Annotated in this window: 13 protein-coding genes, 3 tRNA genes and 1 pseudogene; 11 read left to right on the top strand and 6 right to left on the bottom strand. The window is 75.1% G+C overall.

Annotated elements, in window-relative coordinates:
- Positions 1-295 precede the first annotated feature (295 nt).
- Both ACFSJS_RS05145 and ACFSJS_RS05150 read left to right on the top strand, forming a co-directional pair.
- Complete coding sequence (locus tag ACFSJS_RS05145) at positions 296-982, top strand: bifunctional DNA primase/polymerase (RefSeq protein ID WP_380897212.1); 687 nt, start codon at positions 296-298, stop codon at positions 980-982.
- Positions 983-1380: 398 nt separating this feature from the next.
- A complete protein-coding gene (locus ACFSJS_RS05150; RefSeq protein ID WP_380897214.1) occupies positions 1381-2034 on the top strand; it encodes a hypothetical protein in 654 nt (217 codons plus the stop codon).
- Between the two features lie 204 nt (positions 2035-2238).
- Here the strand turns inward: ACFSJS_RS05150 and ACFSJS_RS05155 are convergent, their stop codons facing one another.
- The 3 genes from ACFSJS_RS05155 to ACFSJS_RS05165 all read right to left on the bottom strand — a co-directional run bounded on the left by ACFSJS_RS05155 (position 2239) and on the right by ACFSJS_RS05165 (position 4968).
- The gene (locus tag ACFSJS_RS05155) at positions 2239-3207 is read right to left on the bottom strand and encodes a DUF5926 family protein (RefSeq protein ID WP_380897216.1); all 969 of its coding nucleotides are present in this window, start codon (positions 3205-3207) and stop codon (positions 2239-2241) included.
- A gap of 106 nt (positions 3208-3313) precedes the next feature.
- Positions 3314-3799: an ATP-binding protein gene (locus tag ACFSJS_RS05160; protein ID WP_380897217.1), complete on the bottom strand. Its 486-nt coding sequence runs from the start codon at positions 3797-3799 to the stop codon at positions 3314-3316.
- A 344-nt stretch (positions 3800-4143) separates the two neighbouring features.
- Entirely contained in the window at positions 4144-4968 is an 825-nt protein-coding gene (locus tag ACFSJS_RS05165; RefSeq protein ID WP_380897219.1) for a glycerophosphodiester phosphodiesterase family protein, read from the bottom strand.
- 182 nt (positions 4969-5150) lie between these two features.
- On the opposite strand from ACFSJS_RS05165, the gene ACFSJS_RS05170 reads away from it, so the two are divergent.
- From ACFSJS_RS05170 to ACFSJS_RS05180, 3 genes are all read left to right on the top strand, one after another.
- Entirely contained in the window at positions 5151-6875 is a 1725-nt protein-coding gene (locus ACFSJS_RS05170; protein WP_380897221.1) for a S1C family serine protease, read from the top strand.
- 47 nt (positions 6876-6922) lie between these two features.
- Positions 6923-7009, top strand: a tRNA-Ser gene (locus ACFSJS_RS05175).
- A 702-nt stretch (positions 7010-7711) separates the two neighbouring features.
- A complete protein-coding gene (locus tag ACFSJS_RS05180) occupies positions 7712-8461 on the top strand; it encodes a hypothetical protein (RefSeq protein WP_380897223.1) in 750 nt (249 codons plus the stop codon).
- A 466-nt stretch (positions 8462-8927) separates the two neighbouring features.
- Here the strand turns inward: ACFSJS_RS05180 and ACFSJS_RS05185 are convergent, their stop codons facing one another.
- The gene (locus ACFSJS_RS05185) at positions 8928-10376 is read right to left on the bottom strand and encodes an FG-GAP and VCBS repeat-containing protein (protein ID WP_380897225.1); all 1449 of its coding nucleotides are present in this window, start codon (positions 10374-10376) and stop codon (positions 8928-8930) included.
- A 791-nt stretch (positions 10377-11167) separates the two neighbouring features.
- Between ACFSJS_RS05185 and ACFSJS_RS05190 the strand changes: the two are divergent.
- Positions 11168-11680 (top strand): annotated as a pseudogene (locus tag ACFSJS_RS05190) (SigE family RNA polymerase sigma factor); the annotation flags it as partial.
- Positions 11681-12121: 441 nt separating this feature from the next.
- Positions 12122-13774 (top strand): long-chain fatty acid--CoA ligase, encoded by a 1653-nt coding sequence (locus ACFSJS_RS05195; protein WP_380897227.1) that lies wholly within the window; start codon positions 12122-12124, stop codon positions 13772-13774.
- A gap of 184 nt (positions 13775-13958) precedes the next feature.
- Here ACFSJS_RS05195 and ACFSJS_RS05200 read toward each other — a convergent pair whose 3' ends face one another.
- Positions 13959-17663: a PAS domain-containing protein gene (locus tag ACFSJS_RS05200; RefSeq protein WP_380897229.1), complete on the bottom strand. Its 3705-nt coding sequence runs from the start codon at positions 17661-17663 to the stop codon at positions 13959-13961.
- Between the two features lie 305 nt (positions 17664-17968).
- Positions 17969-18436, bottom strand: coding sequence for an SSI family serine proteinase inhibitor (locus ACFSJS_RS05205; protein ID WP_380897232.1), 468 nt, complete (start codon positions 18434-18436; stop codon positions 17969-17971).
- Between the two features lie 254 nt (positions 18437-18690).
- On the opposite strand from ACFSJS_RS05205, the gene ACFSJS_RS05210 reads away from it, so the two are divergent.
- The 4 genes from ACFSJS_RS05210 (at position 18691) to ACFSJS_RS05225 (ending at position 21885) form a co-directional block, all read left to right on the top strand.
- Positions 18691-18781 (top strand) — tRNA-Ser (locus ACFSJS_RS05210).
- Between the two features lie 314 nt (positions 18782-19095).
- Positions 19096-19168, top strand: a tRNA-Arg gene (locus ACFSJS_RS05215).
- A 244-nt stretch (positions 19169-19412) separates the two neighbouring features.
- The gene (locus ACFSJS_RS05220; protein WP_380897234.1) at positions 19413-21005 is read left to right on the top strand and encodes an MFS transporter; all 1593 of its coding nucleotides are present in this window, start codon (positions 19413-19415) and stop codon (positions 21003-21005) included.
- Positions 21006-21078: 73 nt separating this feature from the next.
- Positions 21079-21885, top strand: a complete 807-nt coding sequence (locus ACFSJS_RS05225) for a TetR/AcrR family transcriptional regulator (protein ID WP_380897236.1) — start codon at positions 21079-21081, stop codon at positions 21883-21885.
- Positions 21886-22029 lie beyond the last annotated feature (144 nt).

The following is a 22029-nucleotide window of genomic DNA, read 5'->3' on the forward strand; positions in this document are numbered from 1 at the left end:
CCACCGGAGCGGTCACCGGGCGGTACGGACGTACGACGGCGGAATCCGGCGGTACGGGCGTGCGGAGCCGGGGCACCGGCCGGACCGCGCACCACCTCGCCGCATTCCGCGCCCGGCCCGCGCAACGCCCGGCCCGGCTGCCGGGAACGACACGGTGGCGCACTGGTACGGCCGCGCACATGCGGTCACCGAGATCCACAGATGCAACAGGTGTGAAGGACGGGACGGCCGTCGTACGTCGCCGTTCTGTCAGGTCCTTGTCGATCTATGGCGTTACGGAAAGGAACGAGCGCTGATGCGCGAGATCCTCGGAAGGCGACGCACGACCCGCTGGGCGCTGCGGAACGCGGCACTCGTCTGCGCCACGCGCTGGGGGTGGCCCGTGCTGCCCGGTGTGGCCCCGCGGGAGTCCTCCAGGCGCCTGACCGCACGCCAGTCCGGGCAGCCGCGGGGGCGCTGCTCCTGCCCGCGGCCGGACTGCGCCGTGCCCGGCGCCCATCCCCTCGACCCCGAGCTGCTGGCCGCCACCACCGACGAGCGCATGGTGCGATGGTGGTGGGCGAACCGGCCCGACGCGCCGGTCCTGCTGGCCACCGGCGGACGCGCGCCCTGCGCGCTGAGCCTTCCGGCCGCCGCCGGCGCCCGCGCGCTGGAGGAGTTCGACCGGCTCGGACTGCGCACCGGGCCGGTGGTGGCCACCCCGACCCGCTTCGCGCTGCTGGTGGCGCCGTACGACCTGGAGGAGCTGGGCGAGTTGCTCTACGCCCAGGACTGGGTGCCCAGCTCGCTGCGCTTCCACGGCGAGGGCGGCTACGTCCCGCTGCCGCCCTCGCGCACCGGGGCCGGCCAGGTGCGCTGGGAGAGGCAGCCGTCGGCGGACCGGGGCCGGGCCCCCTGGCTGCCGCGGATGGAGCCGCTGGTGGACGTGCTGGTGCGGGCCAGCGCCCAGGTGCCGGACACCGGCAGCAGGCTGGCGTACTGATCGGAGCCGTCCGGCCGGAGCCGCCGTGCGCCGGGCGGACGACCGTCCGCGGCGTACGGCGGCCGGAGCGCGGATCCGCCGCCCTCCCCCTCACGGCCGCCTTCCCCCCACCGCCGCCCTTCCCGCTCGCCGGGCGCCCCCTCGGTCCCCCGGCCCTTCCCGCCTCCGCCCCTCGTCCCCGTCTTCCCGCCCCCGCTGTCCGCGGCGCCCCTCTCCCGCGGCCGGGGGCGCTGCGGTCCTCCGCTCCCCCGGGTCACTCGTACGGGTAGCAGCGCGCCGGAGTTGGAGGGAAACAGGCGCTCTGTCCTCACAGGCGCCGCCTTCCTCCCGATATGTTCGGGTCCGCCGGAGAGTGCGAACGGCTCTCCTCCTCCAGCGAGTTGACAGGTGGACCGCCCATGGACGAGCCGCAGCAGCGCGCCTCCAGCCTCCGTGCGATCGCACTCGCCAGCGGGGTGGCGCTCGCGATGGTCCTGCCGCTCGCCGCGGCGACCGCCGGGCAGGACGGGCCGGAACCGGCCCACGCGCCGGGCGGGCGGCCGCGGCCACCCGCCGCCACCCCGGCGTCCCCCGCCGTCCCGGCGCCCGAGGGCCCCGGAGGGGAGCGCGCCCCGGCCCTCCCCGGCCCGCCTCCGTCCGAACTCGTCCCCGGCGGCCCGTCGGAGGTCACCGCCTTCTGCGGCCGCCTCTCCTCGGCTCCCCGCGGTGTGCGGGCGCAGACGTGCGTGCTGGCCCGGAACGGGTCGGCCTGGGGGCGGATGTACTACCGCAACGCCACCGGCGAGCCGCTGCACGGTGCCCTCAGCCTGCTCGGCCCCGGCGGACGCTCGGTGACCGTCTCCTGCGAACTCCCCGCACGGGGCGGTCCGGGCGTCTGCGACACCCCGCGCCGGCGCGCGGCGCGGGCGCCCGGTGGCGCGGGGGAGGACGGGAGCGGAGCCGGGGCGTACACGGCGGTGGCGGAGGTCGGGGCGCCGGACGGCGAGGGGCTGCTGCTGCGCTCCGGCAGCGGGACCGCGGACGGCCGGGGAGCCGGTCCCCGCCCCCGGTGACTCCGGGACGGGTGCGGATATGGAAGGACCCGGTCGCTGGCGACGGGGGATGCACCAGCGACCGGGCTGTCTGAACCGTAACAAGTTATGGGCCGTCCGCAAATTCCACCGCTCTCTTCAAGCCGCGGATTTACCTGCGGTTACGGCGTTATGTGACGGGAATCACTCTGCGAATGCACAGGTCGTTTCACCTTGAATCGTCTGTCAGTTGAGGGTGACCTGGCGATTGGTGAATCCACTGCGCGCCCGGCGCTCCTCCGCGGACAGCGGACCGGTGGTCGCCAGTGCCTCCCCGAGCCGCTCGGCGAACGCCGCCGCGGGCTTCTCGCACTCCTCCGCGCGCATCGAAACCGGCAGGTCCCACACGGGAACCAGCAGTCCGTGCGCCCGGAAGGAGCCCACCAGGCGCGTGCCCTCGCCGAGCGACGAGGCACCCGCGGCGTGCAGCCGGGCCAGGGCGTCCAGCAATGCGTCCTCCGGGTGCGGCATGACCCAGCGCAGGTGGTTCTTCTCCGGGGTCTCGCACCAGTAGGCGGCCTCCACGTCCTTCAGACGAACGGTCGGCAGTGCGGCCGAATTGGCGCGTTCCAGGGAGGCGGCCACCTCCGGGCTCTGGTGCTCGGCGTCCTCCACCCAGAAGTCGAAGCCGTCGTGGACCTCGGGCACGAAGGGCGCGTCCAGGTCCAGCAGGTCCTGCAGGCGCGGCGCGTCGGCGGTGGTGCGCTCGGCGGCCACGGGCGTGCCCGGCCGGGCCGTCAGGGCACGCCGCAGCACGTCGGCCAGGTCGCGGCTGACGTCACCGGAAGGGGTGTCGTTCTGCAGCCCGAGCAGGACGGCGCCGTTGTCGCGCCGCAGCGCGGGCCAGGCCATGGGCAGGACGGTCGCCAGCGTCACGGAGGGGACGTCCTCGGGCAGCCCGTCCCGCAGCGCCAGCGGCACGGTCGCGGCGGGCACCAGCTCGCGCAGCGCGACCCAGTCGCACTCCCCGGGCAGCCCCTCGAACGGCCGGCGCACCAGCTCGGTCACCGCCTGGGCGGCGGCGCGCCCGTGGCAGGCCTTGTAGCGGCGGCCGGATCCGCAGGGGCAGGGCTCGCGGGCGCCGACGACGGGGACCTCACCGTCGACGAGCTGCGGCTTGGCGGCCTTGGTCTGAGGACGGCGCTTCTTGGCCATGGCGTGCGGTTCTCCCGGTCGTGCGGACGCTTGTCGGCGCGAGCCTAGTCCCTGCGGGCCGGACCGTAGGGGTGCACGACGGACGCCACCCGAAACGCCTACGCCGTCACGCGATGTCCTCCAGGCCGGCCAGGCCGAAGTCCACGTCCGGGCCGAAACCGCCCCCGGACGGCGCCACGACCGCCCAGACCGTCACCCCGCCGGACGACCCGCCGTCCCGCACCCCCCAGTCGCGGGCGAGGGAGGTGATGATCGACAGCCCTCTGCCGCCCCGCGCCGTCACCGACGGATTGGACAGGCGCGGGCGCGTCGGCCCCCCGCCGTCCGTGACGGAGACGCTCACCCCGCCGTCGGCCGTACGGCCCCACGCCGCGCGCACGCTGTCACCCGCGCCCAGTGGGCGGGCATGCCGGTACGCGTTGCTGAGGAGTTCGGAAAGGATCAGAACCGCGTCGTCCACGACCGCTTCGGGCGTACCGGAGCCGAGGAGCTCCTCGCGCATCCGGCGCCTCGCCGCACCCACGCCCGTGGGACCGTGGGGCACGGCCATCGTCGACGACGTCGGCGCCTCCTGTGCAACCACCAACGCCACCCCCGAGACCTCCTTCTTCGCCCCACGCCACGTGATGGATGCCCCTTTGTCCGAGACCGGAAACCGGGCGGTCCCTTCCCGTGACGCACCCCTCACGGAAGCTCCACCACCCCCGCCGACCCGGAATGCGCCGGGGCACAACCCCCCGGAGAACAACCGGTGGCGCCGGAAAGCGCCGTGGTGCGCCCCCCGTTCCGCGCGCCTCGGCCCTCCCCTCCGCGCCCGGCTCTCCCCGCCGTCCCCCTCGTGCCCCGGGCCCCTTCCACCTGCTGCTTTCCCGCACCGCCCGCGGCCTGCCCCGCACGCTGCGGGCGCCCTCTCCGGCGCGTTCCGCAGGCCCCCCGTCAGCTTCCCATCGCGGCCAGCTGCTCCCGTACGCGCCGGGGCCGGTTGGTGATGATCGCGTCCACCCCGAGCAGCGCGCACAGCTCCACGTCGGCCGGGTCGTCCACCGTCCACACGTGCACCTGGTGGCCGAGGCTGTGCGCGAGCGCCACGTACTCGGGACGGCCTCGCAGGATCCGCATGCTCGGGCCGGCGATCCCCACCCCGGGCGGCAGCCGTCCGTCGCGGTGGCGCGGCAGCAGGAACTGCATCAGGTAGACGGTCGGGATCCACGGCGCCGCCTCCCGCACCCGGTGCAGCGAACGCGCCGAGAAGCTCATCACGCGCACGGGGACGGCCGGATCGCGGCGGGCGAGCACCCGCAGCAGCTCCTCCTCCACCTGGCCCGCCCAACGGGTGGGGTGCTTGGTCTCCACCGCCAGCTCCACGCGGCGCCCGGCGGCGGCCTGCTCCTCCACCAGGCGCAGCAGCCGCTCCAGGGTCAGCACGGAGGTGTGGTCGCGGCTCTCGCGCTCCGGCGACTCGTCCGACTCCCCCCGCCCCTTCCAGGAGCCGAAGTCCAGCGCGGCCAAGTCGGCCAGCTCCAGCGCCGAGACGGCGCCGCGTCCATTGGAGGTACGGTTGACGCGGCGGTCGTGCACGCAGACCAGGTGCCCGTCGGCGGTGAGCCGCACGTCGCACTCCAGCGCGTCGGCGCCGTCCTCGATGGCCCTGCGGTACGCGGCCAGGGTGTGCTCCGGCGCGTCCTCGGAGGCGCCGCGGTGGGCCACGACGGAGATGCGGCGGCGGGAGCCGGACGACTCCCGGCGGTTTCCGTAACTCACCGCGTTATGGTGCCACCCCGACGCCCGCGCGGTGGACCGGACCGCCCGCGCCCGGGCGCGCGTCCGGACGGACGGTGGCGTTTACGTCCGCCTGACGGACCCTGGGAGAAGCTGGCACCACACCCGAATACGACGCACGCCGCCCGCGAGACGTGCGCTGTCGTGTACCTGAGGAGATAGCTGTGAGCACCGAGAACGAGGGCGCCGCCGAGAAGCCCGCAGCCGGCGCCCCCGTCCCGCACCCGCCGGCCGACGGGTCCGGCGCGAACGACGCCGCCGCGCCCAGGACACCCGACACCCCGCCGGAGGACTACGACCTCCAGGCGCCGGCCCCCGCGCCTTCGTCCTCCGCGCCTTCGTCCTCCGCGCCTTCCGGCCCCGCCCCGGAGCCGGCGGCTCCCCAGCCTCCCGCCTCCCCGGCGCCCGGCGGCGACGCGGCGACGACCCACCTGCGGAAGATCGACCCCGGCGCGGAGCCCCCGCGGGCGCAGCACCCGTCCCCGCCCCCGGCACCGCACGCACAGCCGCAGCACGAGCCGGACCCGGCGCAGCAGCACACCGCCCCCCCGCCCGGGGCGGCCCCAGCCCCGCCGCCCCCGCCCCACGACCACGCCGCCCAGCAGCCCGAGGCATCCCGGCACCAGGGCCCCCAGCAGCACCAGCAGACGGCGCACTGGGGCGCACCGGGCGGCCACGACGGCTACGGCCCCGTGCCCCCCGCCCACGGCGCGCCCGGCGCACCGGCCGCCCCCACCGCCGCCTGGGGCGCTCCCTTCGCGCCCCCGCCGCCCCCGGAGCGCAAGCGCCGGTCGGGCGGCCTGATCGCCGCCGTCCTGGCCGCGGCCCTCCTCGCGGGCGGCGTCGGCACGGGCATCGGCTTCTGGGCCGCCGAACGCCCCTCCGGTACCTCGACGACCATCTCCTCCGACGGCGACCTCGACCAGGTCAACCGAGCCCCCGACTCCGTCGCCGGAATCGCGGCCAAGGCCCTGCCCAGCGTCGTGACGATCGAGGCCGAGGGCGGCGGCGAGAGCGGCACCGGCACCGGCTTCGTCTACGACAAGCAGGGCCACATCATGACCAACAACCACGTGGTGGCCAGCGCCGCCGACGGGGGGGAGCTCACCGCGACGTTCTCCGACGGCCGCAAGTACGAGGCCGAGGTCGTCGGCCGCGCCCAGGGCTACGACGTCGCCGTCATCAAGCTCAGGAACGCCGGCGGCGCCAAGCTCACCCCGCTGCCGCTGGGCAACTCCGACAAGGTCCAGGTCGGCGACGCGACGATCGCGATCGGCGCCCCCTACGGCCTGTCCGGCACCGTCACCACCGGCATCATCAGCGCCAAGAACCGGCCCGTGGCCTCCAGCGACGGCCAGGGGTCCCAGGCGTCCTACATGAGCGCCCTCCAGACCGACGCCTCCATCAACCCCGGCAACTCCGGCGGCCCGCTGCTCAACGCCGAGGGCGCGGTGATCGGCATCAACTCCGCGATCCAGTCGGCCGGCGGCGGCCTCGGCCAGGGTTCGCCGGGCAGCATCGGCCTCGGCTTCGCCATCCCCATCAACCAGGCCCAGCGCGTGGCCAAGGCCCTGATCGAGACGGGCGAACCGGTCTACCCGGTCATCGGGGTCCAGGTCGACCTGCGCAACCAGGGCGACGGCGCCCGCATCATCGAGGACACCCAGGACGGCAGCGAGCCGATCACCCCGGGCGGCCCCGCCGACCGGGCGGGCCTGCAGCCGGGCGACGTCATCACCCGCCTGGACGGCGTCTCGATCGACAGCGGCCCGACCCTGATCAGCGAGATCTGGGCCCATGAGCCGGGCGAGAAGATCTCCCTCACCTACCAGCGCGACGGCAAGGAGACCGAGACCGAGCTGACGCTGGGTTCTCGCAAGGGGGACTGACGAACCGGCTAGGCTGTCCCCACGCCGCACCGCACGGCGCGGCGTGGGGAGGCTTGCCCGAGCGGCCTAAGGGAACGGTCTTGAAAACCGTCGTGGTGGCGACACCACCGTGGGTTCAAATCCCACAGCCTCCGCCGAGGTGAACGAACCACCAGCTCACAAGGGGTGCCTCCCACCGGGAGGCACCCCTTCGGCGTTCACCCTGTCTCACCCCGCAGCGGGGGTATCCCGTCTCCGACCAGCGCGTGTGGGCCATCCGTGGGCCAGGATCCCGGTCACGTGTCGCCGCTCAGCCCCTTCTCGATGAGCTGGTTGGCGAGTGACTGCCGACCGCGCAGGATCCTGGCGTGGAAGCGGAACAGGACGGTGAGGCTGTGGCCCGCGCGCCGGGCCACCTCGACCGGTCCACACCGGAGTTGATTCACAGTGAGACTCCGGCGTGCTCGGCGCTTGAGGCCGCTGCCCGTGGGACCCGCCGCCCTCGGTCCACCCCGAGCCGACCTGCGACCGGCCCCCTCAGACCGCGGCGGTCCCAGCCTTCCCAGGCAATGCTCGGCATCGTGTCCGACTCATGCCCGACAGTTCGGCGAGCCACGGCCGACAGCGGATGCCAGGGAGACCCCGAGGCTTCGCCCTGACTACCGTCGCCGCTGGCCAGGGCGCCGGCCATGCCCAGAGCCGGGGTGATTCCAAGCCGGGGTTCGGGAGCCGGCCAGATCCCGAACCCCAGCCCGGGGCCTGTCGGGTGTGCCGGGCGCTTGCGACGTGCCCACCGGTAACCCCAGACTTCTTGCTCGTGATCGCCGAGGCCGCGGGCCTCTCTGACGGGGAGCGACATGACAGCCTGGAGACGCCTGCGGCGCGACCTGCGAGGTCGGCGGAACCTCGACGTGTACGCCACGATCGCCGTCGCCCTGGGCACCAGCGTCCTCGCCGCCATCGATGTGGCTCCGACGGGGAAGATCATGGCCGCCGTCCTGGCGGTTCTCGCCGTCCTGGCCTTCAGCGCACTGTCCACCCGGACGATGGTCGAAGACCTGGCCCGCTCCGGCGCCGGCGGCGGCGTCCGCTTTCTGTCGGACTTTCCTCAGGACCTCAAGGAACAGCGCGAGAGGTCCACCGATCTCTATCTCGTCGGCGTCAGCTTGAGCCGAACGCTGGAAACCTCCTACCGGGCGTTCGAGGACACCCTGTCCGCAGGGGGCCGCATCAGGATCCTGCTCACGGATCCCGACGCGGACGACGCGGCAGTGACCACCCAGAACCGTCCGACGCGGCCCCGCCCCGACGAGATCAGAAACGAGATCCGCCAGTCCCTCCGTCTGCTCGAACGCCTGCGCGCGGAGGCCGGGGGACGCCTGGAGGTGCGCACCACGCGCACCGCGCTCAAGTTCGGCTTGAACTACCTCAACGTGCACAAGGCGGACGCCCTGCTGTGCGTGCAGCTCTACTCCTTCGAGGTGTCCGGCGAGTCGCGCCCCATCTTCGCGCTCACCCTGGCCGACGCCCCCTGGTTCGAGACCTTCCGCGAACAGGCAGAACGGTTGTGGGACCTTTCGCAGCCGGTTCTCACCCCCCGGTCGTAGGCCTTCTCGGCTTCCGCCTTGTTCGGGCCCGTCCGCTGTCGTCCAAGCGGGTCCGAAGCAGGAGCCGTGTCGTCAGCTGTACAGCCGTGAACGCAGGTGGACGCCCCGCACGGGCTCCGCCGCCCCACCGGCACAGCCGGAAGGTGCGTGTCCGGGCACTGCCGGCGCCGGGGCAGCGAGGGAAGGGGCGGCTTCCGAGGGCGTATCGGCCAACCTGCGGCCAAGCCGGACTGCCCGAACGGACCGGTCAGGGTGGCATTGCAGGCCAGGACGGACGCCCATGCCGGGAACGGGCTGGTGCCGGAAACCGTCGCGGCGGCAACGCCACCGTGGGCTCGAATCCCACGCCTTCCGCGTCTCCACGGCCCCTGACCGGTACCGACGGCCGGGGGCCGCCGCCGTCCGCCGGCCGGCCCCGCCAACGTGGCGGGACCGGACGCGGACCGCGGGGACGGACCCCGTCCGGTCAGTGGGCGAAAGGGCCGCCGAGCGTGGTGTACGGCAGCTTGAGCGAGAGCACGGTGTACGACGCCGAGCCGGTTCCGGTGGTCCCGGACGCCGAGCCCCTCAGCAGGTGGACCAGGCCCCACCGGGTGTTGTCCAGCTGGTCGTCGGTGTCCACCAGCAGATCGGCGCGGCCGTCCCGCGTGTAGTCGGCGAGCTTGAGGTTCTTCCCGAAGCGGTCGTCCTCCTCGACGGCGCCCGCGATGCCGGAGGTGCTCTGGTCGTACGTCCTGGCCCCGGTGCCGGACAGGCCGCCGGCGCGGCCGAACAGCACCGTGACCATGCCGGCGTCGCGCTTCCCCGCCAGGTCCTCGCCGGGGGCGCCGACGGCGAGGTCCGCGTACCCGTCGCCGTTGACGTCACCGGCGGTGACGGCGGCGCCGAAGTGGTCCCCGTCCTCGGAGGCTCCCGGGACGCCCGCCGTGTCCTGGGTGAACTTCACCGTCCTCCGCGTGGCGTCCGGCCCGGTGGGGCCGCCGTGGTGGACCGTGACGTAGCCCCGCTCCCCGTCGGGCTGCTCGTAGCCCCGGCCGATGGCCAGGTCGCCGTAACCGTCCTTGTCGAAGTCCCCGATGGCGGTGAGGGGGCCGCCGCCCGCCTGGTGGCCGGCGTCGTCGGGCACCCGCACCTGGCCGGCGAGTCGCGCGAAGTCGCCGCCGCCGCGGTGGAAGAAGGCCCGCAGGTCCAGGTCGTCGTCGGTGAGGTCGCTGCCGAGGACGTACAGGTCGGTGGCGGTGTCGGCGGTGACCCGGCCGGCCACCAGCTGCGAGGCGTTCAGGTAGCCGTGGTCGCCGCCGAGCGACTGCCAGCCGCCGTGTCCGCCGGCGCGGGTGAAGGGGCCCTTGAGCACGACGGCACCGGCCCGGCTCTGGCTGATCGCGGCGAGGTCCTGGTCACCGTCGCCGTCGAAGTCGCCAACCGCGAGATCGAGCCCGAAGCCGTCCCCCGAACCCGGGTGCTCCGGCGCGATGGGGGAGTGGAGGACGGTACCGGAGCCGAGGCCCCCGGCGCCGCCCCACACGACGGTCAGCCCGCCGCGCCGGCTGACGTCGCCGACCTTCTCACCCGGTGACGAGACGACCAGGTCGGCGTAGCCGTCGCGGTCGAGGTCGGCGGTGGTGGCGGCGAAGCCCCACGAGTCGCCCTCCTCGACCACGCCGGGTATGCCGGGCGAGTCCTGGTGGAGGGTCTGGACGCGTGTGCCGGGGCCGGTCGAGGTGCCGTAGACGACGGTGACCCTGCCGTCCTTGCCGTGCGAGCCGCCGAGCATGACGACGTCGCGGTGGCCGTCGCCGTTGAAGTCGTCGGCCGGCCCGGCGGGAGCCGCGTTCGCCGCGGGGGCGCCGAGGAGCGGGGCGGAGACCACTGCCGTGAGTGCGATGACGGCGAGGACGGTACGTGGGGTGCGCATGGTTCTCCGGATTCTCGAACGGGCTGTGTGCACGGTGCGCTGCGGTCTTCGACGCGCACGGGGGCTCCGGGGTTGTACGCCGGGTAGGGGCGCGCGGCTGGTTCTGCGCTCCCCCGGTCGTGTGTCCGGGAGCGCGCGGACGGCGCGGACGGCGTGCGGGCAGCGTATGGGCGGAGCGCACCGGGGCGGTGACGGGCGGATCCGGCCGTCACCGCCCTGCTGCGGACGGGTGGAGAGGGGTTCTGCGGTTGTGTGAGGGGTTTATCGACACGTCGTCATTCGTGCGAGGGAATGAGGCTTTGCGGAGGGTTCGCCGGTTTCCCGGCGGGCAGCCTTGCTGCGCGACGTCGTTGGACAGGAAGCTCACACGCTCCACAGGAGGAGAGAACATGGCACGTACCCGCACCGTCCGCCCCGGCGCGGCGGTGCGACCGCTTCACGGGCTCGGGTGAGCCGACGGGCGCCGGCCGGGCGGGGAACCGGAGGCGTCCGATGGGAGAAGGGATGGAACGGCGCGGCCGCACTCGGGGCGGCCGCGCCGCCGTGTGCGCGGGGGTGCGGGAGGCGTGGGGACGGGTGGGGAGGGGCGTCGGACGTCCGGCCGCCGTGCCGCCGGAGCCCCCGCGGGGAGCGCTTCCCGGAGGGGACCCCCACCCCGGAGGTGGGGGTGGTGGGGGTCCCTCCTCCGCCTGGGGGAGGTGTGGGGGCGCCCGTCCCTCCGACCTGAGGGGGATCCGGCTCGGCACCTGTGGCCGATTACCCGGCGGTCCGCGGCTCATAGCGTTGGGCCCATGACCACGCATGGGACCACCGCGACCGCGGCGCCGCTGACGTTCACCGCGTACGTGCAGGCGCGCGGTCCTGTGCTGCTGCGCACCGCGCGCTCGCTGACCGCCAACCCGAACGACGCCGAGGACCTGCTGCAGACCGCCCTGGCCAAGACCTACCTGGCCTGGGACCGGATCGAGGACCAGCGGGCGCTCGACGGTTACGTGCGCCGTGCGCTGGTCAACACGCGCACCTCCCAGTGGCGCAAGCGCCGGGTGGACGAGTACTCCTGCGAGGAACTGCCCGAGCCGGAACCCGTTCCCGGCCCCGACCCCGCCGAGCAGCAGGCCGTGCGCGACGCGGTGTGGCAGGCGGTGCTCGCCCTCCCGGACCGGCAGCGCGCGATGGTCGTCCTGCGCTACTACGAGGACCTGAGCGAGGCCCAGACGGCCGCGGTGCTCGGGGTCTCGGTGGGCACCGTCAAGAGCGCGGTGTCGCGCGCGCTGGCCAAGCTCCGGGAGGACCCGCGGCTTGCCGCGGACCTGCTGGGCGCCGCGTCCGGCGGGAGGGCGGACACCGGGGGGCAGAGTTCCGGGGGGCAGGGCTCCGGGAGGCGGGGCTCCGAGGGGCCGGTGGCCCGTGCCGGAGGCGGCGGGCGGGGCGGACGGCCCGCCGGGAAGGCCTCCCTGCTGAGGGGGGCGGGGGGCTTCGGGGCGGCCGCCGCGGCCGCCTGAACCGAGCAGCACCGCGCGTGGTCCGCACGCCGCCCGCACCACCCGCGGGGGCGGCCCGCGGGCTCCCGGTCCGCAGGCGTCCGGCGGACATGCGCGGACGTACCGGCGGGCCCGAGGCGGATGCGGAGGGACAGCCACATATCGGCGTCCGACCTAGTGACATACCGACCGGTCGGTGGCAGGCTGCCGGGGAACGACCGCGCGTCACCCGCGCGCAGCGCCCGCACACCTCGGGAGGCCCCGGTGCTGAGCACGATGCAGGACGTACCGCTGACCGTCTCGCGCATTCTGCGACACGGAACCACGGTGCACGGAAGGTCGCGGATCACGACCTGGACGGGCGAGGGCGAACCGCACCGGCGCACGTTCGCGGAGATCGGCGACCGCTCGGCCCAGCTCGCCCACGCCCTGCGCGACGAACTCGGCGTGGCCCCGGGCGACCGGGTGGCGACTTTGATGTGGAACAACGCCGAGCACGTCGAGGCGTACTTCGCCATCCCGTCCATGGGCTCGGTCCTGCACACCCTCAACCTCCGGCTCCCCGCCGAGCAGCTCGTGTGGATCGTCGCCCACGCCGCCGACCGCGTCATCCTGGTCAACGGCTCGCTGCTGCCGCTGCTCGCCCCCCTGCTGCCGAAGATGGAGCCCGTCGAGCACGTCGTGGTCGTCGGCCCCGGCGACACCTCCCTGCTGGCGGGCTGCCGACCGGCCGTCCACGAGTACGAGGCCCTGATCGGGGGACGCCCGACCGCCTACGACTGGCCGGAGCTGGACGAGCGCGAGGCCGCCGCCATGTGCTACACCTCCGGCACCACCGGCGACCCCAAGGGCGTGGTCTACTCCCACCGCTCCATCTACCTGCACTCGATGCAGGTCAACATGGGCGAGTCCATGGGCCTGACCGACGCCGACACCACCCTCCCCGTGGTGCCGATGTTCCACGTCAACGCCTGGGGCCTGCCGCACGCGGTCTTCATGACCGGCGTCAACCTGCTGATGCCGGACCGCTTCCTGCAGCCCGGCCCGCTCGCCGAGATGATCGAGACCGAGCGCCCCACGCACTCGGCGGCCGTCCCCACCATCTGGCAGGGGCTGCTGGCCGAACTGGCCGCCCGACCGCGCGACATCTCCTCCCTGAAGAACGTCACCATCGGCGGGTCGGCCTGCCCGCCCTCCCTGATGAAGACGTTCGGCGAGGAGTACGGCGTGACGGTCACCCACGCCTGGGGCATGACCGAGACCTCCCCGCTGGGCACCGTCGCCCACCCGCCGGCCGGGCTCACCGAGGAGGAGGCGTGGCCGTACCGCATCAGCCAGGGCCGCTTCCCCGCCTCCGTCGAGGCCCGGCTGATCGGGCCGGACGGCACGGAGATGCCCTGGGACGGCGAGTCCGCCGGTGAGCTGGAGGTCCGCGGCCCCTGGATCGCCGGGGCGTACTACGGGGGCGCCGGCGCCGACCCCATGCGCCCCGAGGACAAGTTCAGCCCGGACGGCTGGCTGCGCACCGGGGACGTCGGCGTGATCACCCCCGACGGCTACCTGACGCTGACCGACCGGGCCAAGGACGTCATCAAGTCCGGCGGCGAGTGGATCTCGTCGGTGGAGCTGGAGAACCACATCATGGGCCACCCCGCCGTCGCCGAGGCCGCCGTCGTGGCCGTGCCCGACGAGAAGTGGGGCGAGAGGCCGCTGGCCACGGTCGTCCTGAAGGAGGACGCCGGCGAGATCGGCTACGAGGAGCTGCGCGACTTCCTGGCGGACCGGGTCGCCCGCTGGCAGCTCCCCGAGCGCTGGGCGCTGATCCCGGCCGTGCCGAAGACGAGTGTCGGCAAGTTCGACAAGAAGGTGATCCGGGCGCAGTACGCGCGAGGCGAGCTGGACGTCACCCGCCTCTGAACGCCGGGCGCCGCCGTCCCGTGCCGCCCGTCGCGCGCCGCCGCGCACGGGCGGGGCGGCGCGGCGGCACGGACGAGGCCCCCGCCGCGGTCAACGCTGTCCATGACCAGACCACGGCGAGGGCCCTCGCACCCCACCGTATGCCCCGCACTCCGGAGAGTGCCGACCGGGGTCCCGGCCCGGATCAGCTGGCGCCGATCTTCGCCAGCAGGTCCACGATGCGCGACTGCACCTCGGTGCTCGTGGACCGCTCCGCGAGGAAGAGGACCGTCTCGCCGGCGGCCAGTCCCGGCAGCTCGGCCGGGTCGATGCCGGCCGAGGTGTAGACGACGAACGGCGTGCGGTTGAGCATGCCGTTCACCCGCAGCCAGTCGATGATCCCGGCGCGGCGGCGGCGGACCTGCATCAGGTCCATCACCACCAGGTTCGGCCTCACCTGCGAGGCGACCTGCACCGCGTCCGCGTCCGAGGGGGCGTGCGCGGTCTGCATCCCGCGCCGCTCCAGCGTCGCCGCCAGGGCCTCGGCGATGGCGGCGTGCTCCTCCACCAGCAGCACCCGCGGCGGGTGCTGCTCGCTGTCGCGCGGGGCCAGGGCCTTGAGGAGGACGGCCGGATCGGCCCCGTACGCCGCCTCCCGCGTCGCGACCCCCAGTCCCGCCGTCACCAGCACCGGCACCTCGGCGGCGACGGCCGCCTGGCGCAGCGACTGCAGGGCGGTGCGGGTGATGGGGCCGGTCAGCGGGTCCACGAACAGGGCCGCCGGGTACGCCGCGATCTGGGCGTCCACCTCCTCGCGGGAGTGGACGATGACGGGGCGGTAACCGCGGTCGGTCAGGGCCTGCTGGGTGGCGACGTCCGGTTCCGGCCACACCAGCAGCCGGCGGGGGTTGTCCAGCGGCTCGGGAGGCAGCTCGTCGTCGGGCACCGGGACGGAGCGGCCGTGGCCGGAGCCGGTGACCTCGACGGCGCCGCCGGGCCCGTCCAGCGGCTCCGGTCCCTCGGCCCCCGCCTCGGGCGCGCCGATCGCGAACTCCCGCCCCCCGGAGGTCTCGGTCAGACCGTGGGGCGGGGTCGGGGCCTGTGGGAACTGCTGGTGCCTGGGCGGCTGCTGGGGCTGGACGTGGGGGTGGGCGTGCGCCGCCGCGCCGGCGGCCGCCGCGGCGCGTTCGTCCTCCTCCGACCGGGCCGCGAGCTTGCGGCGGCGGCCGGGACCGGGGCTCGGCGCGGGGACGTGCGGAGGCGCGGCGGGCGCCGGAGGTGCCGCCGGGGCCGGGGCGGGAGCGGTGGGCGGCCGGAGTGGGTGCTGCCCGGAGGGCGGACCCGAGTGCCCTTCCCCCGGCTGCCGGGCGAAGGGGACGCCCTGCCCCAGGGTGCGGACGCTGACGCCGGAGGTGTGCTCGGCCTGCCCCTCGCTGCCGGGCATCGGAAGGGCCCGGGGGCGGGGCGGGGCCGCCGGGGGGGCCGCGCCGCCCAGGATGGGGCTGGCCGCCACCACGGTCAGGTCGGCCTGCCGGGACTGCTCGGGACCGTCGGCGCCGTCGGGACCGTCGTCGGAAAGGCCGTGCTCCGCGGGCGCGGCGGTGGCCTCCCCACCCCCCGCGGCGGGACCGGGGACGGGAGCCGCGGGAGTGGGCGCGGTGGGAGCGGGCGCGGGCGCGGTGGGAGCGGGCGCGGGCGCGGTGGGAGCGGGCGCGGTGGGTGGCTGGAGCGCCTCTCCGCCGGCCGGGGGCACGCGACGGCGCCGACCGGTGGGCCGGCCCTCCTGCGGCACCGCGCCGGGGGCGGGAGCGGTGCCGTCCCGCTCCGGGAGCGCACCGGGCGACGGCTGTTCGGGGGCCGGCTCCCGGTCGGCCCGTGCCGGGCCCGCCGCGGGGAGCGGTCCCTGGACGGGCGCCTGCCGGGGCGGGGTCGGGCCGGGCGGCAGCGCGAACGCCGTCCGCTCCTGCTCCGGCGCGGCGTGCGGGACCGGACCCCCGGGCCCGGCGGCCTCCGGGGCCGCGGCCCGCCGGGCCCGCCGTCCGCCGCCCTGCCGGGGCAACTGCGGCACCGCGTGCTCGCCGCTGTCCGCGCGCTCCTCCACCGGGGCCAGCGCGCGGCGGGCCCGGCGCCGCCCGGTGCCGCCCGGGACGGGTTCGGTTCCGGCGCCGTCCCGCGCCGCGTCGGCGGGGAGGGCGTCCGGAGGGACCGGGGCGCTCGGGGCCTTCGGGGCCGTGTCCGCCGGAGAGCCGGCCGGCAGGGCGATCGCGCCACCGCGGCGCACACCCGCCCCGCCCGCGCCGGCGGCGGGCGCGTCCGTCCCGCCCGCAGGGGTCCCGCGGGCGGGGGTGCCGTCCGCGTCCTCGCCGGCCGGAGTGCCCTCCGGCGGGGTCCCGGCCTCCCGGGCGGGAGACGTCCGTGCCGCGACCTCCGGGTCCGGCGAGCCCACCGGCACCTCCAGGACGTAGGCGCCCGCGCCCGCCGCCCCCGGTACCCGGTGGGTCTGGAGCACACCGCCGTGCCGCTTCACGATCCCGCGCACCAGCGGTTCGTGCACCGGGCTGCCGCCGCCGTACGGGCCGCGCACCTCGATGCGCACGACCTTCCCGCGCTGGGCCGCCGCGACCACGATCGTCGAGTCGCCGGAGGACGGGCCCTGCGCACTGCCGGTGGCGTCCACCCCGGCCACGTCCGCCACCAGGTGCGCCAGCGCCTGCGCCAGCCGGGCCGGGTCGACCTCCACCGCGATGGGCGGAGCGTGCACCGCGAACTGCGCGCGGCCCGGCCCGATCAGCTCCACCGCGCCCTCGACGCCGGCCGAGACCACCGCGTCCAGCGAGACCGACTCGCGTGCGAGCTTCCCGTCGCCCGCGTCCAGCCGCTGGTAGTCCAGGACGTTGTCGACGAGCGAGGTCATCCGGGAGTAGCCCGCGGCCAGGTAGTGCAGGATCTGGTTCGCCTCCGGCCACAGCTGCCCGGCCGGGTCGGACGCCAGCCCGGCCAGCTCGCCGCGCAGTTGCTCCAGCGGCCCGCGCAGCCCGTGCTCCAGGAGGGAGAGCAGCTGGTGGTGGCGGGCGGCGAGCGCGTCGTGGGCGGTGCGGTCGGTGAAGGCGAGCACCGCGCCGACGAGCTGGTCGCCGTCGCGCACCGGGGCGGTCGTCATGTCGACCGGCACCGCCCGTCCGTCCTTGGTCCACAGCACCTGGCCGCGCACCCGGTGCTTGCGCCCGGAGCGCAGGGTGTCGGCGAGCGGCGTCTCCTCGTACGGCAGCGGGGTGCCGTCGGGGCGCGAGTGGTGGACCAGCGGGTGCAGCGCCTGCCCGCCCAGTTCACCGGCCCGGTAGCCGAGGATCTGCGCGGCGGAGGGGTTGACCAGGACGACCCGGCCCTCGGTGTCCACGCCCACCACGCCCTCGGCGGCGGCGCGCAGGATCATCTCGGTCTGGCGCTGCTGCCGGGCCAGCTCGGCCTCGGCGTCGACGGTGCCGCTGAGGTCGCGGACGACGAGCATCAGCAGTTCGTCGCCGGTGTAGTTGTTGCCGTGGTCGGCGAAGGCGGCCTCGAAGGAGGACTCGTAGGGCGTGCGGCCGTCCTCCAGGTTGGCGCTGGTCACCTCGACGACGAACGGGGTGCCGTCGGTGCGCCGCGCCACCATCCGCTTCGGCTTGGTCCGGGGCTGCGGGACGTCGTCGGGCCGGCGCATCGAGCCGGGGATGAGCTTGGAGTCGAAGTCCGGGAGGAGATCGAGCAGTCCGCGCCCGACCAGGGCCGTGCCCGGCGCCTCGAAGACCTCCAGCGCGATGCTGTTGGCGTTGACGACCGTGCCGTTGCAGTTCACCAGCAGCAACGCGTCCGGCAGGGCGTCGAGTATGGCTGCGAGGCGAGCAGCGCCTCGGGATGGCCTGCTGCTCACGACGACGCATCCTCCCTGCCGACCAGCTGGTGCCCCGTGACGGCACCGGGAAGGCGGCCGGTGTGCCGTTCTCCGGTGCGTGTCACCAGAGGCGAGTCTACGGGCAGTGGTAGCGGAAGCGACGGCGGATGCGTGGGGAGGGTGGGGAGAACGTGGACCTTCCGTCGTCACGGGGTATGAGGTGCGTCACGTCCGGACGCCGCGCTTCCCCTTCGCCTCCACCGTGCCCTCCCCGTCCTGCTCCTCCCCCCTCCCCTCCCCGCCTTCCGGATCCGCGCCGTCCCGTCCGGCCGGACCGTCCCCGGTCACGCCTCCGGGCCGGGGAGGGCGGGCACGAGGGCGTCCCAGCGGGCGATCTCGCAGCCGTCCGTCCGGTCGAAGCGGGCGTCCACCCGGGTCCCGCGCCACACCCCGGTGACGCGGGCGGTCGCCGGGCCGCCGTGGATCTGGGCGCAGACCGCCCCCTCCGGGACCGGTTGCCAGGGGTCGCGCCGGCCCTGGTCGGCCCGGTCGACGGCGTCGCAGGCGGCGAGGGCGTCGGGGTGACTGCCCCCGGCGGGGTGGCAGTCGAGGGTGTAGGTCCGTCCGCCCGGCAGGAGGCCGTCCGCGGTCGCGCCCTCCCCGGTGACGGAGATGGTGAGGTGGTCCTGCCGGGCGGGCGGCGGTACGGGGTGCGGCCAGGGGCGGGCCGCGGCGGGGGCGGCGAGCACGGCGAGCGCGGCGGCTCCGGCGAGGACGGCGGCGGTGCGGCGCGAGACGGTACGGCGCGACATGGTGGCTCTCCCGGAAAGGTGTTCACGGCGGGCCGGCCCGCGGGCGCGCGGGCCGTCTCCCCTCTTCCCTCTCCAACGCGCCGCGCCGCGCGCCGTTGCGCACGGCCACCCGTCCGCCCCGCGGCCACGCCGCCACCGGCGGCGAACTCCTTTGCCCGCGGGGCCGCCGCCCGGGTAACGTAGGTGGCGATTGGAGACAGCCCCTGGGCTGTGCCATCATCAGCACACACACGTCGCGCTGGCGCGTTGTGTGGGGAGGCTTCGCCTAGTCTGGTCTATGGCGCCGCACTGCTAATGCGGTTTGGGCTTTACCGCCCATCGAGGGTTCAAATCCCTCAGCCTCCGCCCGATCACCACGATCGTTGGAGCCCCGGTCCGAGCGGCCGGGGCTTCCGTCGTTCCGGGGTCTGTGCCGTTCCGGGGCGTCCGCCGCTCCGCACTCGCGCCGCTTCCGCCGTTCCGTGCGCCGGGGCGGCCGGATGTGTGCGGTGGCCTCCGCGGTGGGTGGGGGCACGGCCGCCCCGGCCGGGTGGGATCGGGGTCGCGGGGGGAATCACCGCAGGTCAGTGCGGGTGGACCAAGCGGATTTCACCTCTGGGCGCCGGTCATGTAATGTTGTTCCCGCAACGCCGACCGGCCGGAAAAAGCCGGGAAGCCAAGCGCTCGTAGCTTAACGGATAGAGCATCTGACTACGGATCAGAAGGTTGCAGGTTCGAATCCTGCCGAGCGCGCAGCACATCGAAGGCCCCGCCGGGAAACCGGCGGGGCCTTCGGCGTTCCCCGGCGACCGTGCCGGCCCTCCGGTCCGCCCCGTTCCCCCTCTGCCGGCCTTCCGTCCTCCGCTCGGCCCTCCTGCTGTCGTCCCGTCCCGCCGTCCCTGCCGGGCGGGGGCGGTGGAAAAGGCGGTGCGGAGATCCGACCCTTCCTTGTACGGTGTACAGCGACGTTTTCTTATGCACCGTACAAGGAGGTCCCGTGGCAGCCACCGCCACCGAGCAGAACGCTGCGCGCCCGGGTGGCGGAGGCCACCCCCGGCGCTGGGCGATCCTCGGTGTGATCTGCCTGGCGCAGCTCACCGTTCTGCTGGACAACACGATCCTCAACGTCGCGATCCCCTCCCTGACCCGGGAGCTGGACGCCTCCACGGCCGACGTGCAGTGGATGGTCAACGCCTACGCCCTGGTGCAGTCGGGCCTGCTGCTGACCGCGGGCAACGCCGCCGACCGCTACGGGCGCAGGCGGATGCTCCTGCTCGGGCTCGTCCTCTTCGGGCTGGGCTCGCTCGCCGCCGGGCTCTCGGGCTCCTCCGGGGAACTGATCGCCGCCCGGGCGGGCATGGGGATCGGCGGGGCACTGCTGATGACGACCACCCTCGCCGTCATCGTGCAGGTCTTCGACGACGCCGAGCGGCCGAAGGCCATCGGCATCTGGGGCGCGATCAACTCCCTGGGCTTCGCCGGCGGGCCGCTGGCCGGCGGCTTCCTGCTCGACCACTTCTGGTGGGGAGCGATCTTCCTGGTCAACCTGCCGGTCGTGGTGATCGCCCTGGCCGCCGTGGCCCGGCTGGTGCCGGAGTCCGGGAGCCGGGGCGGCGAGCGCCCGGACGTGGTGGGGGCCCTGCTCTCCATCACGGGCATGACCGCCGTCGTCCACGCGATCATCTCCGGCCCGGAGCACGGCTGGACGTCGGTGCGGGTGCTGGCCGTCGGTTCCTTCGGCGCGGTGGTGCTGGCCGCCTTCGTGCTGTGGGAGCGCCGCGTCCCCCACCCGATGCTGGACATGGGCTTCTTCCGCGACCGGCGGTTCGTCGGCGCCGTCCTGGGCGGCATCCTGGTCGCCTTCGGGATGGCCGGCTCGCTCTTCCTGCTGACGCAGCACCTGCAGTTCGTGCTCGGGTACGAGCCGCTGGAGGCCGGACTGCGCACCGCGCCGCTGGCATTGACCGTCGTGGTGCTCAACTTCTCCGGGGTGGGGGCGCGGCTGCTGGTCCGGTACGGCACGCCGGCCGCCATCGTGGGCGGCATGGCGCTGCTGTCGGCCGGACTGGTGGCCGTCGCCCTGCTCGGCGCGGACTCCTACGGGGGGATGCTGCTGGGCCTGGTGGTGATGGGCGCCGGGATCGCCCTGGCGATGCCCGCCATGGCCAACGCCATCATGTCCGCGATCCCGCCGGAGAAGGCCGGGGTGGGCGCCGGGGTCAACGGCACGCTCGCGGAGTTCGGCAACGGGCTGGGTGTCGCGGTCCTGGGCGCGGTGCTCAACTCGCGGTTCGTCGCGCTGCTCCCGGCCGTCGCGGCGGGTGCCGGATCGCTGCCGGAGGCGCTGGGCGCCGTCCGCACCGGAGCCGAACAGTCCGCCGTCCGGGAGGCGTTCGCGGACGGCATCGCCGTCAGCCAGCTCGCCGGTGCGGCGGCCGTGTTCGCGGGCGGCGTGCTCGCGGCCGTACTGCTCCGGCGCGCGGAGCGCACGGGGCGGACGGAGCCCGCGGCGGAGGGTGCGCGGGAGGCAGGGGGCCCGGCACCGGAGGCCGCCGGACGGCAGGGGAGCGGGCGGCCGGGCGCCGCATAGCATCGGGCGTGACGGGGTGCGGCCCCGGCAGCCGCCCGCCCGTCCCGCCCGATCTACCGAAGGGGAGCCCGCCATGGCATCCGGCAGTCGCGCCGGCCGTCCGGCCCGGACCAGCGTGTGGCTGGACGACCGGCCCGAGCCCCGGCGGAGGACGGCCGCCGAGCAGCCCTCCGGCCTGGACCGCGAGAGGATCACCGCGGCCGCCGTGCGGCTGCTGGACGCCGAGGGGCTGGAGAGGTTCTCCATGCGCCGCCTCGCGGCCGAGCTGGGTGTCACCGCGATGTCCGTGTACTGGTACGTGGACACCAAGGACGACCTGCTGGAGCTCGCGATGGACTCGGTGTTCGGGGAGGTCGACCTTCCCGCCGAGGACCCGGACGCCGACTGGCGCGACCAGGCGCGGCACCTGGCCGGGGAGTACCGCAGACTGCTGGTCGGCCACCCCTGGGTGTCGTCGATACTCGGCCGGTACCTCAACGTCGGCCCCCGGGCCACCCGGTTCGCGGACGCGGCCCGGCGCGTCGTCGAGCGGGCCGGGCTGCCCAGGGACCGGATCGCCGGGGCGCTCGCGGCACTCTTCCAGTTCGTGTACGGCTTCGGCACCATCGAGGCCAACTGGAACAGCCGCTGCCGCGAGGCCGGGTTGGGACCCGACGAGTTCTACGGCCTGGTCTTCGGCAAGGTGCGGGGACGCGCCGAGTATGCGGAGGCGCTGGAACTGGTGGGGGAGCGGGGCGGCACGGTGGACGAGATGAGGCAGCGTGACTTCGACACCGCGCTGGAGTGCCTCATCGCCGGGATGGAGAGGATGCGTGACGGGGACCGGGAGGCGGGCGGGGACCGGGAGCGCGGCGCCGGGCCGGGCGGCGGCGCCCCCTGACCGGCGGTGGTCCGCGGGGCGGAAACCGTTCCTCCGGACCGGCATTTTGTCGTACCGCGATGTTTCCCGTGAAACATCCGCTCCCGCCGGTGCCCCGAGGCGGCGGTGACGGCGGCGGTGGGCGGGTGGCGCGCGGAAGGCCCC

Origin of the sequence: Streptomyces desertarenae, from assembly GCF_042681365.1 — a bacterium.
Taxonomy (GTDB): Bacteria; Actinomycetota; Actinomycetes; order Streptomycetales; family Streptomycetaceae; genus Streptomyces; species Streptomyces desertarenae.

Excerpts from the sequence above, each read along its gene's own strand:
- ACFSJS_RS05145 (WP_380897212.1), top strand. The coding sequence starts at position 296 with ATGCGCGAGATCCTCGGAAGGCGACGCACGACCCGCTGGGCGCTGCGG.
- ACFSJS_RS05150 (WP_380897214.1), top strand. The coding sequence starts at position 1,381 with ATGGACGAGCCGCAGCAGCGCGCCTCCAGCCTCCGTGCGATCGCACTC.
- ACFSJS_RS05155 (WP_380897216.1), bottom strand. The coding sequence starts at position 3,207 with ATGGCCAAGAAGCGCCGTCCTCAGACCAAGGCCGCCAAGCCGCAGCTC.
- ACFSJS_RS05180 (WP_380897223.1), top strand. The coding sequence starts at position 7,712 with ATGACAGCCTGGAGACGCCTGCGGCGCGACCTGCGAGGTCGGCGGAAC.
- ACFSJS_RS05185 (WP_380897225.1), bottom strand. The coding sequence starts at position 10,376 with ATGCGCACCCCACGTACCGTCCTCGCCGTCATCGCACTCACGGCAGTG.
- ACFSJS_RS05205 (WP_380897232.1), bottom strand. The coding sequence starts at position 18,436 with ATGTCGCGCCGTACCGTCTCGCGCCGCACCGCCGCCGTCCTCGCCGGA.
- ACFSJS_RS05225 (WP_380897236.1), top strand. The coding sequence starts at position 21,079 with ATGGCATCCGGCAGTCGCGCCGGCCGTCCGGCCCGGACCAGCGTGTGG.